Origin of the sequence: Parasphingopyxis sp. (assembly GCF_028279465.1) — a bacterium.
Classification (GTDB): Bacteria; Pseudomonadota; Alphaproteobacteria; order Sphingomonadales; family Sphingomonadaceae; genus Parasphingopyxis.
In genome coordinates, this window is the sequence record NZ_JANQNS010000017.1 from 1 (window position 1) to 16,342 (window position 16,342).

Below are 16,342 nucleotides of genomic sequence, written 5' to 3' on the forward strand. Positions count from 1 at the left end.
GCCCGCTCCCCCTCCCGACCTCCCAATAAGTGTACCCTGTGGGAGGTCGGGAGGGGGAGCGGGCCGGTGCCGCGCCGAGCCGTAGGAGAGGTCTGACAAACAAACCCAGTGCCGCGCTCAACCGATAGGTTGAGTCTGACGAATCACGCCGCTTTCTTCTTCCCCATTTTGAACAATATCCGATCCTCGGGGCCGAAGCCGCGATACCAGATCACCCAGCCATAGATGGCGAGCACGGCCGGGGCGCCGATGACGAGTTCCATCCATTCCGGCGCGAAGGTCGCAACATAACCGACGACCGTCGCTGTCGCGGCGGCCCAGACCAGCGCCCAGCGCCAGGGGCTGACGGGCGCTTCGAGCAGGCGGGAGAGCAGGCGCGCTTTCATCACCGATGCCATGCCGAGCGCCAGCATTAGCGCGATAGCCGGGCCCGTCGCCTGATAGAGGAGCGGCAGATCGTAGCTGCGCATGATCAGGATGATCCCCACGGTGAGCGCGGCCTGAACCGTCAGCATGAAGCAGGAAATCATGAGGTTGCGGTGCCGGGCGACATAGACGAGCGCGGCCTCCGATACGGCGGCGGTGGCCGCCACGACTTCGGCGGCCAGCAGAAAGGCGAGAATGCCCGTACCGCCGACAAAGGCCGCGCCGACCAGCCCCATCCAGGCTTCGCCGGGGATGCCGAGCGCGAGCGCGACCCCGGCCTGCGCCGCGATGATCCAGAATCCCGCTTGCCGCACCTGTTTGGCGACGGCCGCGCGATTGCCCTCGCGCAGATTCTGCGTGATCACAGGCCCGAGGATCGGGTCGAAGCTGGTTTTCAGTTTTTGCGGCAGCGATGCGAGCTGCTGCGCGACATAATAGATGCCGACGATTGCCGGCGAGAAGAACAGGCCGAGGATCGCGATATCGAGGCGGCGCGACACCCATTCGATTGCGTCTGCCCCGGCCATCGGCAGGTTCGCCCAGGCGAGCCGCATCAGCCGCACCGGATGCGGACGCCAGCCGGTCGGAAAGCCGTAGCTGCGGAAAAGCGGCCAGAGCGAGGCGATAAGCGCCGCGATCATCGAAAGGACATAGGCGAGGATCAGCCCGTCGCGCAGCGAGTAAAAGGCGAGGAAGAAGGCCGCGATGCTGATCGTCCAGGGCTCGACGATAGCACGGGCCCGCACGGTCGCGCCGATATCGTGGCGATAGGCGAGGGCGGCGAGCGCGATATCCGACGCGGCGAGCGCGAAAATCGTCAGCGGCAGGAGCCGCTCCATGCCCTGGATTTCGCTGTTCGGGAACATGGCTTGCGGGAAAGCGACGAGCAGCAGCACGGCAATCGCGGAGGCGACGAAACCGGCGAGCATCGCATCCCAGACGACATGGACATGGGGACGATCGGTCTTCGACAGCTGCTCGGCGAGGCCGCGCTTGAGTCCGAGCGTTGCGAGCTGGGCGGCAAATTCGACGACGATGACCGCATAAGCGAAAATGCCCAGCGCTTCGGGGCCATACCAGCGGCCGGCAATGAACAGGAACGGAATGCGGGCCGCCAGCCGGAGGAGGAAGCCGAAGAAATTGGTCCGCCCGCCTTTTGCGAGCGCCGCCAAGTCGGGCGGGGGCGTTTTCTTCGCGTCCGCCATCTTACTTCGGACCGCTCCGGATCAATGCGCCGCGCCCCAGCTATCGCCGGTGCCGATATCGACGGCGAGCGGAACATCGATCTTCGCCAGCGGTTCGGCCGCTGACGCCATGACGTCACTGATCACGGCTGACGCGGTTTCCACTTTCTTTTCAGGGAGTTCGAAGACCAGCTCGTCATGCACTTGTAGCAGCATTTTGACGTCATCCAGCCCCTCTTTGGCGAGTGCCGGGCCCATCCGCGCCATGGCGCGCTTGATGATATCGGCGCTCGTGCCCTGGATCGGCGCATTGATCGCAGCGCGTTCGCTGCCCTGCCGCTCATGCTGCGTCTTGCTCTTCAAGCGCGGGAAATGCGTCTTCCGGCCGAAGAGCGTTTCCGTATAGCCGGTCTCGCGCGCGGCGGTCAGCGTCTGGGTGATATATTGGTTGATGCCCGGGAAACGCTCGAAATACTTGTCGATCATATCCTGTGCTTCATCCGGTGTTATCTCCAGCCGTCCGGCCAGTCCCCAGCGCGAAATGCCGTAGAGAATGGCGAAATTGATCGTCTTGGCCTTGCCGCGCGTGTCGCGGTCGACTTCGCCGAACAGCTCCTGCGCCGTACGATTGTGAATATCCTCACTCGCCTCGAACGCCTGTTTAAGCGTATCGACATCGGCCATATGGGCGGCGAGCCGCAGCTCGATCTGGCTGTAATCCGCCGCCAGCAGCACATTGCCGGGTTCGGCGACAAAGGCGAAGCGGATCTTGCGGCCCATTTCGGTGCGGATCGGGATGTTCTGGAGATTGGGTTCGGTCGAGGAGAGCCGCCCGGTCTGCGCCCCGGTCAGGCTGTAGCTCGTGTGCACGCGGCCGGTCTTGGGATTGATCTCGGCCTGCAGCGCATCGGTATAGGTGCTTTTGAGCTTCGATAGCTGCCGCCAATCCAGGACTTTCTGCGCGATAGGCTCGCCGTCGCGCGCCAGCCGCTCCATCTCGTTCACATCGGTGGACCAGACGCCGGACTTGCCCTTGCGCCCGCCCTTGAGGCCCATCTTGTCGAACAGGATTTCGCCGAGCTGTTTCGGGCTGCCGATCGCGAAGGGTTCGCCCGCAATATCGTGGACTTCCTTTTCCGTCTCTTCCATCTGCGCGGCAAAATCGGCGGAGAGCCGCGCCAGTTCCTCGCGATCCACCTTGATGCCGTTGCATTCCATCTCGGCGATCACCGGAACCAGCGGCCGGTCGACCAGCTCATAGACGCGCGTCGCCCGGTCCGACACGAGTCGTGGCTTGAGCCGTTTCCAGAGGCGTAGCGTCACATCCGCATCCTCGGCCGCATATTCGGTGGCTTTGTCGAGCGGCACTTCGGCGAAGGAAATCTGCTTCTTGCCCGTACCGACCAGGTCCTTGAACTTGATGCACTGGTGGCCGAGGAACAGCTCGGCGATCTCGTCCATGCTATGGCCATGCATCCCGGCTTCGAGATCGAAGCTCATGACGATCGTATCGTCAAGCGGCGCGAGCGCGATATCGTGCTGCGCCAGCACCCCCAGATCATATTTAAGGTTATGGCCGATCTTGAGAACGGCAGGGTCCTCGAAGAGTGGCTTGAGCTTTGCGATGGCCGTGTCGAAATCGATCTGGTCGGGATTTTCGCCGAGCAGATCGCCGCCGCCATGGCCGAGCGGGACGTAGCAGGCCTTGCCCGGTTCCGTTGCCAGGCACACGCCGACGAGCCGGGCCGTCACCGATTCCAGCGAGTCCGTCTCGGTATCCACCGCCACATGGCCGATGCGTCGCGCCTCTGCGATCCATGCATTAAGCGCCGCCTCGTCGGTCACCGTCTCATAGGCGCTGCGGTCGATCGGCGGCTCGTCGTCGGCGTCTTCGGCCTCGGTTTCGCTGTGCTGCGCCATTTCGGCATTGGCCGCCCCGCCCCCGATCCGGGTGAGCAGCGACTTGAAGCCGTGATGGCTGAGAAACTCGCGCAAGGGATCTTCGGGTATGCCGTCGAGCAGGAAATCGTCGAGCGGTTCGGGCAGCGCAACATCGTCCTTGAGCGTCACCAGCACCCGCGACATGCGCGCATTGTCCGCCTGTTCGATCAGATTCTCGCGCATCTTGGACTTTTTCATGTCCGGCGCGGCGTCGAGCACCGCATCGACCGTCCCATATTCGTTGATCAGCTTGGACGCGGTCTTGGGTCCGATCCCGGTGACGCCCGGGATATTGTCGGACGTATCGCCCATGAGCGCCAGCACTTCGCCGAGCTTGTCCGGCTCCACGCCGAATTTTTCGAGCACATGCTCGCGGCCGAGCTTCCGGTCGTTCATTGTGTCGTAGAGATCGAGGCCCGGTTCGATCAGCTGCATCAGGTCCTTGTCCGAACTGACGATCGTGACCTTCCATCCGTCGGCCAGCGCCACTTTCGCGTAGGAGGCGATGAGGTCATCGGCCTCGAAGCCCAGCTCCTCGATACAGGGCAGCGAAAAGGCGCGCGTCGCGTCGCGGATCATCGGAAATTGCGGGACGAGATCTTCGGGTGGTTCGGGGCGGTTAGCCTTATACTGGTCGTAAATTTCGTTGCGGAAGGTTTCCGAGCTCGCATCGAGGATCACGGCCATATGGGTCGGCCCGTCCTCGGCGTTGAGCTGATCGACGAGCTTCCACAGCATCGTCGTATAGCCATAGACCGCGCCGACCGGCTCGCCATGCGTGTTCGTCAGCGGCGGCAGCCGGTGATAGGCGCGGAAGATATAGCTCGATCCGTCAACGAGATAGAGATGCTTCCCCTCGGGCATCGGGCGGGTCTAGCCGATGCAAGGCGCGGGGCAAAGGGACTCTAGAAGGCTCTCTGACCCTTGCGGTCCCGCCACCAGACCCAGGCCGAAAAGGCGATCAGATAGACGCCGCAGCAGCCATAGGCCGGGATGATGCCGATCGCCCATGCAAGGCCACCGATCGCAAGGCACATGCCGATGCTGGCGACGCAGTGAAAGAACATCATAGTCGATGTTGTCGTTGCCCGGCTCGCGCCGCCCATGACCTGCTGGAACCGGGTTTCGGCAAGCACCCAGACCGGCGCGCCGCAGATATAGGCCATCATCAGCGGAATCAGCAGCCAGGCCGATTCCGCGATGCCCGCGATCACCAGCAAACAGCCGCCGATCAGCGGAAACAGCCAGCCACCGGCGTGGAAACCGGCAAAGCGGTGCGCGGACATATTGGCGGCGGCATAAGCCGCGATGGCGAGCGCGCCGATCAAGCCGAAACTCCAGATCGGCATGCCCACGGCGAGATAATAGAGCGGGTCGAACTCGCTGAGCACGAAGAACAGCATGATGCCGAGCGTGAGGTACGCCGTGATGAACCGTAGATTGGCGCTGCGCCGGAATTCGCCCAAGGCTTCATGGAAATGGCTCAGATAGCCGGGCTTGTCTTCACCATCTTCCGGCCGCACGCGGATGTCGGGCAGCCAGAAAGCGATAATCGCGGCGAGCACCAGCGGCGGCACGGCGAGCCACAGGGCGAGCGGCATCGAGAAATGGCCGACAATGCCGCCCAGGATCAGCGCGATGCCCGCGCTGATCTCTACGATCGCCCGGTCGCGGCCCAGCACCCGGTCATACTCGTCCGTCTGCCCCGCGGCTTCCATATGCTCATAGAGCAAAGCCTGTTTGCAGCCCGATACGAGCGAATCGGCGAAGCTCCAGACGACAAAGCCGAGCACGAAGAGCGCGAAACTCCCGTCCGCCAGCGCCCAGATCACGAAGGCGCCGGCCTTGACCAGCGGCGCGGCCATCAACTGCCAGCGCCGGTCGAAATGATCGGCAAGCGCGCCGGACGGAATTTCGAAGACGGCGGCCACGACCGACCAGATGGCGAAAAGCAGGGCGATGCCCCAGACGTCGAGCCCGCTCAGCTGAAAATAGACCGTGTAGATCGCATAGCCGAGCATGAAATCGAACAGGAAGACATAGGCGTAATAGGCGCGCAGAAATCGGGGGAGGGGCATCTAAAGCTCCAGCGGCGAAGGGATCAGGACGATGAAATGCGTCTCTTGATCATGGCGGCGCTCTGGCATGCGCGCGGCCATGGGGCGTGGCTGTAGGAAGAAGGCGGCACGGGGCCGCCCGCCACGGTCAGATCATGTCATATGCGCTGGTCATGACCGCCCGATACTATGGTTTAAGCACGGTATCCACCGCATTTTTCGCAAGGTCCGGATAGTCGGTCGTGTAATGGAGCCCCCGGCTTTCCTTGCGGGCGAGCGCAGAGCGCACGATGAGCGCGGCGACTTCGATCAGGTTGCGCAGTTCGATCAGGTCCGGCGTCACGCGGAAATTGCCATAATATTCGTCGACTTCCTGGCGCAGCAGATCGATGCGGTGCTGGGCGCGTTCGAGTCGCTTGGTCGTCCGCACGATGCCGACATAGTCCCACATGAAGCGGCGGATCTCGCGCCAGTTATGCTGGACAACGACTTCTTCATCGGAATCCGTCACCCGGCTTTCGTCCCAGGGCTGGATCGCAGGCGGGTCGGGCAGATCGTCCCAGTTCGCGGCAATATGGTTGGCCGCCGCTTCGCCGAAGACGAAACATTCGAGCAGGGAGTTGGAGGCGAGCCGGTTGGCGCCGTGCAGCCCGCTCTCGCTCACTTCCCCGGCGGCATACAGGCCGGGCAGATCGGTGCGGCCGTCGAGATCGATACGCACGCCGCCGCAGGTATAATGCTGTGCAGGCACGACCGGGATCGGCTCTTTCGTCATATCGATGCCGAGGCCGATCAGTTTGTCATAGATGTTCGGGAAATGCTCGCGGACGAATGCGGGTTCGCGATGGCTGATATCGAGATGGACATAATCGAGACCGAGCCGCTTGATCTCATGGTCGATCGCACGCGCGACGATATCGCGGGGGGCGAGTTCCTCGCGGCTGTCGAATTCGGGCATGAAGCGATGACCGGGATTGGGTGCGTCCTGCGTCAGTTTCAGATGCCCACCCTCGCCGCGTACGGCCTCGGTGATCAGGAAATTTTTGACCTCGAGATTGTAAAGGCAGGTCGGGTGGAATTGCATGAATTCCATGTTGGAAATGCTGCAGCCGGCGCGCCAGGCCATGGCGATGCCGTCCCCCGTCGCGCCGCGCGGCGCGGTCGAGAACAGATAGGTGCGGCCCGCCCCGCCGGTCGCCAGGATCGTGGCGCGCGCCGCAAAGGCCTCGACATGGCCGCTCGCCTTGTTGAACGCATAGGCGCCCCAGACATGATCGGTCTCGGTCGGCGCATCGGCGTGCCGGTCGGTAATCAGGTCGATCGCGACCATGTCGGGCAGCATCGTGATATTCGGATTGGCCTCGGCCGCGCGTTCGAGCGCCTCCTGCACGGCCCAACCGGTCGCGTCGTCGACATGGACGATGCGGCGATGGCTGTGCCCGCCCTCGCGCGTCAGATGCAGGTCGCCATCATCCTCGACATTGAACGGCACGCCGAGTTCGACAAGCCGCTGGATCGCGCGCGGCGCATTTTCGACGACGAACTCGACGGTCTCCTCGCGGTTGAGTCCCGCCCCCGCATCCATCGTATCGGCGATATGGCTTTCGAACGTATCGCCGGGCTCCAGCACCGCCGCGATGCCGCCCTGCGCCCAGGCCGTCGACCCGCCCGATATCGCGCCCTTGGCGAGCACCAGCACCCTGAACCGCTCGGCCAATGTGATCGCCGCCGTCAGCCCGGCCGCGCCCGAGCCGATGATCAGGATGTCGTAGTTCACTGCGCCCCTCCCGCTTGCGGGAGGGGTTGGGGGTGGGCCCGACATGCGATCTCAATTTTCTGCAACACGCCTTCGATATTGCCCAAAACGTCCTCATTGGTGAAACGCAGCACGGTCAATCCTCGCGATTCGAGATAGCGTGTTCGATGCTTGTCATGCTCTTCCCGGGAATCATGCGAAGCGCCATCGATCTCGATAACGATGCTTTCCGCACGACATAGAAAATCGCAGTAATAGGGACCGACTGGCATTTGGCGACTGAATTTATGTCCAGCGAGCTGGCGGCGGCTCAGATATTGCCACAGTTTTCGCTCCGCAGGTGATGCGGCGTTGCGCAGATCGCGGGCGTGTTTGGTGTTGCGAGGTTGGAACTGGCCCACCCCTAGCCCCTCCCGCAAGCGGGAGGGGAACACATTGCCTGACCGCGCCTCCTCACGCCGCCGTCCGGGTCAGGTTGAGGAAGACATCCTCAAGGTCCGCCTCTTTGGTCGAGACGTCGATGATATTGTGTCCGGCTTCGCCGAGCGCGGTCAGCACCTCGCCCGCATTCACCTTGTCCTTGCGATAGGTGATGGAGAGTGTCCGCGCGTCGAGCTGCTCGACCTTTTCGAAGGCGGCTGTGTCGGGCGGTGTCGCGATATCGTTTTCGACCGTCACGACGACTGCCTTTTCCTGGGCCATGTCGACGAGTTCACGGGTCGGCTTGTCGGCGATCAGCTTGCCATGATTGATGATCGCGATCCGGTCGCACAGTTCTTCGGCTTCTTCGAGATAATGGGTGGTGAGGACGACTGTCACACCGCCCGCATGCAGTTCGCGCACATAGTCCCAGAGCTGCCGCCGGAGATCGATATCGACGCCGGCTGTCGGTTCGTCGAGCACGAGCACGGGCGGCGCATGGACCATGGCTTTGGCGACCATCAGCCGGCGTTTCATCCCGCCTGACAGCGTGCGCGCATAGGCGTCCGCCTTGTCCTCGAGCCGCACCGCTTTCAGGAGTTCGGCCGTGCGCTTTTTTTTGCGCGCTACGCCGTAGAGCCCGGCCTGGATATCGAGCGTTTCGGCGGGCGTGAAAAAGGGATCGAAGGTGATCTCCTGATTGACGATGCCGATGCTCGCCTTCGCGTTGCGCGGATCGCGATCGATATCGAAGCCCCAGATCGAGGCCGAACCCGCGGTCTTGTTCACGAGACCTGCGAGAATGTTGATCAGCGTCGATTTGCCCGCGCCATTGGGGCCCAGCAGGCCGAAAATCGTTCCGCGCGGCACGGTGAGGTTCACCGCATCGAGCGCTTTGGTCGTGCCCTCATAGATTTTCGTGACGTTCTCGACGCGGATCGCTGCTTCGCTCATGCCGCTGCGCATAGCGCGTCGCACGGGCAGCGCAAAGCGGGCTGGCCCTGTTTATGCTTTCCGCGCCGTTAACCAGTCTTGTTCGCCACATATTCGCCATTCCCGCGCAAACAGGCGTTCGGGGGACCATACTGAATGACACGAGCATCTGTTTTGGCGCGCCGGGGGGCGCTATGGGCTGTTGCGGTACCGGCCATGCTGGCCGCCAGCCCGGCTTATGCGGCAGAGCGCGACGGTGATGCCGAAGCCGAAATCCTCGAACAGATTACGCTGACCCAGGTCTCCGGCCTTGATTTCGGCACGATCATTCCGAGCAGCACGCCGGGCCGCATCAATGTGCGCCGCAATAATGATACGTGCCGCGCGCGGGGCGGGGTTACGCTTGTCGGCACGGATTGCCAGCGCGGCGAATTCCTGATCACCGGCCCGTCGCGCCAGCGCGTGCGCATCACGCTGGCCTCCGCGCCGATTACGCTCACCCAGCAAAGCGGCTCGGCGACGATGGTGATGGACAGGGTGCGCATCAATGGCGGCCGCAACAAGCGGCTCAATGCCGCCGGTCAGCGGACTTTCTATGTCAGCGGCCGCTTGCAGGTCGGGGCCAATCAGGATCCGGGCATTTATGACGGGACGTTTAACGTCACCGTCGACTATCGCTAGTAACCGACACAAAGTTGAAGGCCGGGACTGCGGATGCGCTCCGCAGTCCCGGCCTTTCTCGTTTCTATGCGCAATTATGCTGACGGTGACGCTGTGGCCGCGTCGCGCGTCTCAGAAATCGGTCTCTAGAAATAGGTGACGGTGATCTGGAAATCGCCCTCATAGGTGCCGGGCGCCTGGTTAGCGCCGACCTGCAGCGTGCCCCCCACGCGTAAGTCGAGCAGGCCGGCGCTATTCAGAAAGCGGAATACGGACCCGTTCAGGGTCAGCTGGCTCACATTCATGCTGCCGCCGCCGCCCACGCGATCGAGCACGGGCAGCGGGCCGCGTGTCACGAAGATGAACTGGCGCGGTCCGCCATAGGTCCAGAACTGGGCGGCCTGCCCCCCCGAACCGGCCGCCGTTACGCCGCCCGTGGTGGACCGCGCATCGTTATTCGGATTGATGATAACCGTGCCGGCCGTCGGTCCGGCGAGCAATGCGCCGAATTCCAGATCGCTGGTATTGACCAGCGAGAGCGGCGTTACGATCACCGCTTCGGAGCCGGCAGTGTCGTCGGCCGCGGTGGCGGCGCCAGGAAGGCCCAAAGCCAGTGCCGCGGCGCACGCCGCTCCCATCGTTTTGCGTTTCATAAATCCCCCCGGATCCAGTCCCCGCTTATGGCCGATCATCCTCAAAATCGGGTCAAGGCCTATGGTTAACACTCTCTGAAATAGCCGATCGCGGTAAAGCTTTGCTTAAGCCTGTTTCTCAGGAGGGGCTTAACGGGCCGGGGCCTAATCGGGATGCATGACATGGCAATCCATCCTTGGCGCCTGGCGCAAAATCGTCGCGGAATTCGGCGAATCCGCCGCACTCGTCGCGCAGACCTTTCAGTCCGGCTCCTTCTGATCCGGGCGGTGCGGATGCGCTCCGCAGCCGCGCGATTCTTCATCTTCTCTTAGTCTTTGCGAAGCCGATTGCGCGCCTATCGGCCGCTTGCTATGCGCAGCGCCGCAATGATCAACCGCCCTGAAACTGTCCGCGTTAGCGAATCGCGCGTCTGCTGCGACGGCGCGGACGATATTCCCGGCGGCGCCGCGCTCGGCCATCCGCGCGTCTGGCTGGAAATCGACGAGGCCGGTTTCGTCGATTGCGGCTATTGCGACCGCCGTTTCGTGCTGATCGGCGGCCCGGTGGATGTCGCGGCGACGGGTACGGACGCCGAACATGATTCCGACAAGGGTGTATCCGCCGGCTAATCGCCCTATATCGGGCGGCATGACGACCGCTTCCGATCCCCGTTCGCTTCTCTACCGCGCCGATGCGCTCGATCCCGATCGCGCCCAATCGCTGGCGGCCGAGATTCTGAAAACCGCCGATGATGGCGAGCTCTATTTGCAATATAGCGCGAGCGAGGCCTTCGCCTTCGACGATGGCCGCCTGAAAACCGCGGATTACAGCACCGAGGCGGGGTTCGGCCTGCGCGGCGTCTCGGGCGAGACGACGGCCTTTGCGCATGCGAACGAGATCAGCGAGGCGGCGATCCGCCGCGCGGGCGAGACGATGCGCCTGCTTGATCCGGGTGCCGAGGCGCGCCAGCCGCCGCCGCGGCCGACCAACCGGCATCTCTATACCGATGCCGATCCGCTGACGCTCGTCCCCTTCGCCAAGAAGGTTGCATTGTGCGAGCAGATCGACGCCGCCGCCCGCGCCCGCGATCCCCGCGTCGTGCAGGTGACGGCCGGGCTTTCGGGCTCGTGGAGCGTCGTCGAGATCGTCCGGCCCGATGGCTATGTCGCGACCGATATTCGCCCGCTCGTGCGATTGAACGTTTCGATCGTCGTCGAGGAAAATGGGCGGCGCGAGAGCGGTTTCTTCGGCATGGGCGGGCGCTATCTGTACGAACGCCTGTTCGAACCGGAGAATTGGAACCGCGCGATCGACGAGGCGCTGGCCCAGGCGATCGTCAATCTGGAATCGGAACCCGCGCCCGCGGGCGAGATGACGGTCGTGCTCGGGCCGGGCTGGCCCGGCGTGCTGCTGCACGAAGCGATCGGCCATGGCCTGGAAGGCGATTTCAACCGCAAGGGCACGTCTGCTTTCTCGGGCCGGATTGGCGAACGCGTGGCGGCGCCCGGCGTCACTGTGGTCGATGATGGCTCGATCACCGACCGGCGTGGCTCGCTCTCCATCGACGACGAAGGCACGCCGACGCAGGAAACGGTGCTGATCGAAGACGGCATCCTCGCCGGCTATATGCAGGACCGGATGAATGCGCGGCTGATGGGCGTGCCGGCAACCGGCAATGGCCGACGCGAAAGCTTCGCCCATGCGCCGATGCCGCGCATGACCAACACGTTCATGCGCGCGGGCGAAGACGATCCGGACGAGATTATGAGCCGGGTCAAGGACGGCATCTTCGCCAAGAGCTTCGGCGGCGGGCAGGTCGATATCACGAGCGGCAAATTCGTGTTCAGCTGCACCGAGGCCTATCGCGTGAAGAACGGCAAGATCGGCGCGCCGATCAAGGGCGCAACGCTGATCGGCGATGGGCCGACCGTGCTGACGAAAGTGGCGGCGATCGGCAACGATCTGGCGCTTGACGAAGGTATCGGCATCTGTGGCAAGGCGGGACAATCGGTGCCCGCCGGCGTCGGGCAGCCAACGCTGCTGGTCGATGGGCTGACCGTTGGCGGAACGGCGGCTTGAACGGCGTCCGCGAGACGTTCCAAGCCCTAAAAACCTGGCCTTCGTCGCGCCAATGGGCGTGGTCCCTGTCCGTCATAGTCCCGACGATCATCGGGCTGGCGCTGCTCTTCCTGATCGCCGGTTTGGCGCGATGGTCTCCCGTCCAAGATGTTACTGTCATTGTTTCCGTCGCGGCCATGCTTTTCGTTGCGCCGGCGCTGCTCGAAGAGCTGTTGTTCCGCGGGGTTCTGCTCAAGTCCGGCAGCGTCCTCTCGGCGGTCCTCTCCGTTTCGGCCTTTATCGCCTGGCACCCGCTGCAGGTGTATACGATCGGTCCGCCTTGGGCAGCGCAGTTTCTTGATCCGGCGTTCTTGCTCGGGGTTGCGGTTCTGGGAATCGCGCTCGCCCATCTACGGTTGCGAACAGCTTCGCTCTGGCCGCCGATCATGTTGCACTGGATCGTGGTCGCCGGTTGGAAACTGCTCCTCGACGGTCCCTTTTAGGCGCCGTGCGCACAGAGCTTCCATTGTTGGAGAAAGCCGTGCATTCTTCGGCGGATGTCGACCCCGCCGATCCCATTCTTCTGTTTCGCCAGCCGACTGACTGCTATGGCCCTGTCGCATGCAAATGGCAGACTGCGTGTCGATTATGTCAACTTGTTCAGTTTTATCTCAAAAGGGCTGAACGGATCGCGTGCAAGCGGCGTTCCTGTGTCAACCAGGCGGGAACTTAGCGCGGGCGGCGGGTTGGCGATCTGTTAGGTAAATGAGTGGCGTCCGGGCGGACCCATTTAAAGCGCGGAAGGACGATAATGGCTGATTTTTTCAATGAATTGACCGACAAGCATATCGCCTTTGTCGAGAAGCAGCCGATGTTCTTCGTCGCGACGGCGGCGAGCGATGGCCGGATCAATCTCTCGCCCAAGGGCTATGACAGTTTTCGCGTGCTTGGGCCGAACCGCGTCGCCTATCTCGATCTTGGCGGATCGGGCAATGAGACGCATGCGCATCTCGCCGCCGACGGGCGGATTACGCTGATGTTCTGTGCGTTCGAGAATCCGGCGCTGATCTTCCGCATCTATGGCCATGGCAAGGCCGTGCTCCCGCAGGATGACGGCTGGGACGAGCTGGCCGCCCAATTCGAGCTGCTTCCCGGCACGCGGCAGATATTCGATATCGCGGTCGATACTGTGCAGGAGAGCTGCGGCTGGGGCGTGCCGATGATGGAACACAAGCATGATCGCGTGACGCTGCAGAAGGCACATAAGCAGCTGGATGAAGAGGCCTGGCTCGACAAGGTGGCCGGGCGCACGGAGAGCATCGATGGCCTGCCGACCCGGCCGACGGCCCAATATTTCGGCGATCGCGAGATAAAGCTCGATGGCGCTCGTTGAACTCGCCAAATTTTCGAGCGGCGCCGAGGCCGCCATCGTCCATGGCCGGCTGCAGGCCGATGGTATCGAATCGGTCTGTTTCGATACCGGCATGAATATCGCCGAAAGCGTCGGCATCATGATTCCGGTACGGCTGATGGTTGATGAGGACGATCTGGAAGCGGCGCGCGCCGTGATCCGCGAAGCGGAGGCCGGGTGAGCATTGCGCTCGTCCTCGGCGGCGGCGCCGGGCTGGGCTGGGCCCATATCGGCGTGCTGCGCGAACTCGAAGCGGCTGGAATCGAAATCCATGCGATGACGGGCACGTCGATCGGCGGCGTCGTGTCGATCGCCTTTGCCTCGGGCCGGCTGCAGACGCTCGAAGAGTTGGCCCATTCCGCCTCCTCGATGCGCTCGGTACTCCGCTATCTGGGGCCGAACTGGCGGCCCGGATCGGTGTTGAGCGGCAAGGCCATCGCCAAATTGATCGAGGAGCATCTTGGCGATCTGACGTTCGAATCGCTGTCCATCCCTACCGCTGTCGTCGCCGCCGACCTGCTGTCCGGAGAGGCGGTCGTGCTCGATTCCGGCCCGGTCGGCGATGCGATCCACGCGACCATCGCGCTGCCCGGTATCTTTCAGCCGGTCGTGCGCGACGGGATGATCTTGTCGGATGGCGGCGCGGTAATGCCCGTGCCCGTAACGCCCGCCCGTGCCATGGCCGAGGGGCGGCCGATCGTCGCGATCAACCTGCAGGGCAATTATGCGGCGCGGCGGCAGGCGGTCGGGCTCAGCGACGTGGAAAATGCGAAGCTCACGACGCTATCGGTGGTGCGCAGTGCGACCGGCCTCATGCTCTCCAAGCTCGCGCGCCTGTCGATCGACAGCGATCCGCCGGACCTCGAACTGGCGCTACCGGTCGGCCATATCGATACCTCGAATTTCACGCGCGCCGAGGATCTGATCGATATCGGCCGGCGTTCGACGGCCGAGGCGCTGCCCCAGATCGAGCGACTGATACAGGCTTAACAAATTTTTTTCGCGTTGCCGTACTGCCCGAAAAACAGCCATATTTCGCCACATACGCAATAATATTACGCAGAAAACGGCATTTTTGTAGCTTTTCTGATTTGACACTTTTGTTGCGATGCAGCAAGTTTGGTCAAACAGGGAGGCGATATGAAACTCATTATTGCGATCATTAAGCCGTTTAAACTCGACGAAGTGCGAGAGGCGTTATCCGAAGTCGGCGTACAGGGCATGACCGCCACAGAGGCCAAGGGGTTCGGCCGGCAAAAGGGCCAAACCGAGGTTTACCGCGGCGCTGAATATGCCACCAACATGGTCCCCAAAATCCGGATCGAGACCGTGGTGAGCGACGATCTCGCCCCGCGCGTCGTCGAGACGATCGCCGCCGCCGCCAATACGGAATCGATCGGCGACGGGAAGATTTTCACGCTCGACGTGGGTGCTGCACTGCGAATTCGCACCGGCGAAACCGACGAAACCGCCCTATAGGGTCCAAGGGGGATATGATGAACAAATTTACCATTCCGGCCATCGGTTTTGCCGCGCTTGCTTTCGCCGAGCCGGCCCTTGCTCAGGAAGCGGTGGAAGCTGCGGCAGAGGCGTCCGATCCGGCAGCGGCCGTTTCGGGCGGCACCACCTACATCTTCAACACGCTGCTGTTCATGATTGGCGGATTTCTCGTCATGTGGATGGCGGCGGGTTTCGCGATGCTCGAAGCCGGGCTCGTTCGCTCGAAAAACGTGTCGATGCAGTGTCTCAAGAATATTGGTCTTTATTCGACGGCCGGGATCATGTTCTGGGTCACCGGCTACAATCTGATGTATACCGACGTCGCAAGCTGGATCGGGACGTTTGGCCCCTATGCGATGCAGGGCGTTGGCGAGGCCGATCTCGATTCGGGTTATTCAGTTGCATCGGACTGGTTCTTCCAGATGGTATTCTGCGCAACGACCGCCTCGATCGTGTCGGGCACTGTGGCCGAGCGCGTGAAAATCTGGCCGTTCCTGATCTTCGTCGTCGTTCTGACCGGGTTTATCTATCCGATCACCGGCAGCTGGGAATGGGGCGAAGGCTGGCTCGATCAGCGCGGTTTCTCCGACTTCGCCGGCTCGACGCTTGTCCATTCGGTGGGCGGCTGGGCGGCGCTCGCGGGCGCGCTCATCATCGGTCCGCGGCTCGGCCGCTATGCCGATGGCAGGGTCAACGTCTTTCCGGGCTCGAGTATTCCACTCGCCACGCTTGGTACATTCATCCTCTGGCTCGGCTGGTTCGGATTTAACGGCGCGTCGCAGCTCGCCATGGGTACGATTACCGATGTCAGCGACGTCTCCAAGATCTTCGTCAACACGAATATGGCCGCCGCGGCTGGTGTCGTCGTCGCGATCGCCATGACGCAGCTTCTCTACAAGAAGATCGACATCACCATGGCGCTCAACGGCGCGCTGGGCGGCCTGGTTGCGATTACCGCCGAGCCGTTGACGCCGAGCGTGCCGATGGCGCTGCTGATCGGCGGCATTGGCGGCGCGATTGTCGTCTTCGCCGTGCCAATGCTCGACAAGCTGAAGATCGACGATGTCGTCGGTGCGATTCCGGTCCATCTGCTGGCCGGCATCTGGGGCACGATGATCGTTCCGCTTACCAATAGTGACGCGACCTATGGCGTTCAGGCGCTCGGCGTCGTGTCGATCGGCGCCTTCGCCTTCGCCACCAGTGCGGTCGTGTGGTTTGCACTGAAGTTCACGATAGGTGTCCGTCCGACCGAGGAAATCGAGATGGGCGGCATGGACCATGCCGAAGTGGGTGTGGAAGCCTATCCCGAATTTGCGCGGACCTGACGGGGTCCCGCACACACAGGTTCGTTCCCGCGAATCCC

Annotated in this window: 16 protein-coding genes; 9 read left to right on the forward strand and 7 right to left on the reverse strand. The window is 62.7% G+C overall.

The genetic code is table 11. The features are described 5' to 3' along the window. Positions 1-143: 143 nt before the first annotated feature. The 6 genes from Q0974_RS13650 to Q0974_RS13675 all read right to left on the reverse strand — a co-directional run bounded on the left by Q0974_RS13650 (position 144) and on the right by Q0974_RS13675 (position 8,738). Entirely contained in the window at positions 144-1,631 is a 1,488-nt protein-coding gene (locus Q0974_RS13650; protein ID WP_299328699.1) for a lipopolysaccharide biosynthesis protein, read from the reverse strand. Between the two features lie 21 nt (positions 1,632-1,652). Next, positions 1,653-4,415: a DNA polymerase I gene (gene polA, locus Q0974_RS13655; protein ID WP_299328702.1), complete on the reverse strand. Its 2,763-nt coding sequence runs from the start codon at positions 4,413-4,415 to the stop codon at positions 1,653-1,655. A 41-nt stretch (positions 4,416-4,456) separates the two neighbouring features. Further along, positions 4,457-5,629 carry an MFS transporter gene (locus Q0974_RS13660; protein ID WP_299328705.1) on the reverse strand — a complete coding sequence of 391 codons (1,173 nt, stop codon included), beginning with the start codon at positions 5,627-5,629 and terminating at the stop codon, positions 4,457-4,459. Between the two features lie 166 nt (positions 5,630-5,795). Beyond that, a complete protein-coding gene (nadB, locus tag Q0974_RS13665) occupies positions 5,796-7,385 on the reverse strand; it encodes an L-aspartate oxidase (RefSeq protein ID WP_299328707.1) in 1,590 nt (529 codons plus the stop codon). Continuing rightward, positions 7,382-7,765, reverse strand: a complete 384-nt coding sequence (locus Q0974_RS13670; protein WP_299328709.1) for an endonuclease domain-containing protein — start codon at positions 7,763-7,765, stop codon at positions 7,382-7,384. Before Q0974_RS13670 ends, nadB begins: the two co-directional genes overlap by 4 nt. A 52-nt stretch (positions 7,766-7,817) precedes the next feature. Continuing rightward, positions 7,818-8,738 (reverse strand): ABC transporter ATP-binding protein, encoded by a 921-nt coding sequence (locus Q0974_RS13675; RefSeq protein WP_299328712.1) that lies wholly within the window; start codon positions 8,736-8,738, stop codon positions 7,818-7,820. A 135-nt stretch (positions 8,739-8,873) separates the two neighbouring features. Between Q0974_RS13675 and Q0974_RS13680 the strand changes: the two genes are divergently transcribed. Further along, positions 8,874-9,398 carry a DUF4402 domain-containing protein gene (locus tag Q0974_RS13680; protein WP_299328714.1) on the forward strand — a complete coding sequence of 175 codons (525 nt, stop codon included), beginning with the start codon at positions 8,874-8,876 and terminating at the stop codon, positions 9,396-9,398. Positions 9,399-9,523: 125 nt separating this feature from the next. Here the strand turns inward: Q0974_RS13680 and Q0974_RS13685 are convergent, their stop codons facing one another. Further along, entirely contained in the window at positions 9,524-10,030 is a 507-nt protein-coding gene (locus Q0974_RS13685; protein WP_299328717.1) for a DUF4402 domain-containing protein, read from the reverse strand. A gap of 366 nt (positions 10,031-10,396) precedes the next feature. Between Q0974_RS13685 and Q0974_RS13690 the strand changes: the two genes are divergently transcribed. The 8 genes from Q0974_RS13690 (at position 10,397) to Q0974_RS13725 (ending at position 16,304) form a co-directional block, all read left to right on the forward strand. Beyond that, positions 10,397-10,639: a zinc-finger domain-containing protein gene (locus Q0974_RS13690; RefSeq protein WP_299329016.1), complete on the forward strand. Its 243-nt coding sequence runs from the start codon at positions 10,397-10,399 to the stop codon at positions 10,637-10,639. A gap of 19 nt (positions 10,640-10,658) precedes the next feature. Next, positions 10,659-12,089: a metalloprotease TldD gene (gene tldD, locus Q0974_RS13695; protein WP_299328720.1), complete on the forward strand. Its 1,431-nt coding sequence runs from the start codon at positions 10,659-10,661 to the stop codon at positions 12,087-12,089. Beyond that, positions 12,086-12,571 carry a CPBP family glutamic-type intramembrane protease gene (locus tag Q0974_RS13700; protein ID WP_299328723.1) on the forward strand — a complete coding sequence of 162 codons (486 nt, stop codon included), beginning with the start codon at positions 12,086-12,088 and terminating at the stop codon, positions 12,569-12,571. The genes tldD and Q0974_RS13700 overlap by 4 nt, the downstream gene beginning before the upstream one ends. Before the next feature lie 308 nt (positions 12,572-12,879). Beyond that, the gene (locus tag Q0974_RS13705; RefSeq protein ID WP_299328726.1) at positions 12,880-13,461 is read left to right on the forward strand and encodes a pyridoxamine 5'-phosphate oxidase family protein; all 582 of its coding nucleotides are present in this window, start codon (positions 12,880-12,882) and stop codon (positions 13,459-13,461) included. Beyond that, on the forward strand, positions 13,448-13,660 hold the full coding sequence (locus Q0974_RS13710; RefSeq protein WP_299328727.1) for a DUF2007 domain-containing protein: 213 nt from the start codon (positions 13,448-13,450) through the stop codon (positions 13,658-13,660). The genes Q0974_RS13705 and Q0974_RS13710 overlap by 14 nt, the downstream gene beginning before the upstream one ends. Then, positions 13,657-14,469 carry a patatin-like phospholipase family protein gene (locus Q0974_RS13715; RefSeq protein WP_299328730.1) on the forward strand — a complete coding sequence of 271 codons (813 nt, stop codon included), beginning with the start codon at positions 13,657-13,659 and terminating at the stop codon, positions 14,467-14,469. The genes Q0974_RS13710 and Q0974_RS13715 overlap by 4 nt, the downstream gene beginning before the upstream one ends. Before the next feature lie 150 nt (positions 14,470-14,619). After that, positions 14,620-14,958: a P-II family nitrogen regulator gene (locus Q0974_RS13720; protein WP_299328733.1), complete on the forward strand. Its 339-nt coding sequence runs from the start codon at positions 14,620-14,622 to the stop codon at positions 14,956-14,958. A 14-nt stretch (positions 14,959-14,972) separates the two neighbouring features. Beyond that, positions 14,973-16,304: an ammonium transporter gene (locus tag Q0974_RS13725; protein WP_299328736.1), complete on the forward strand. Its 1,332-nt coding sequence runs from the start codon at positions 14,973-14,975 to the stop codon at positions 16,302-16,304. Positions 16,305-16,342 lie beyond the last annotated feature (38 nt).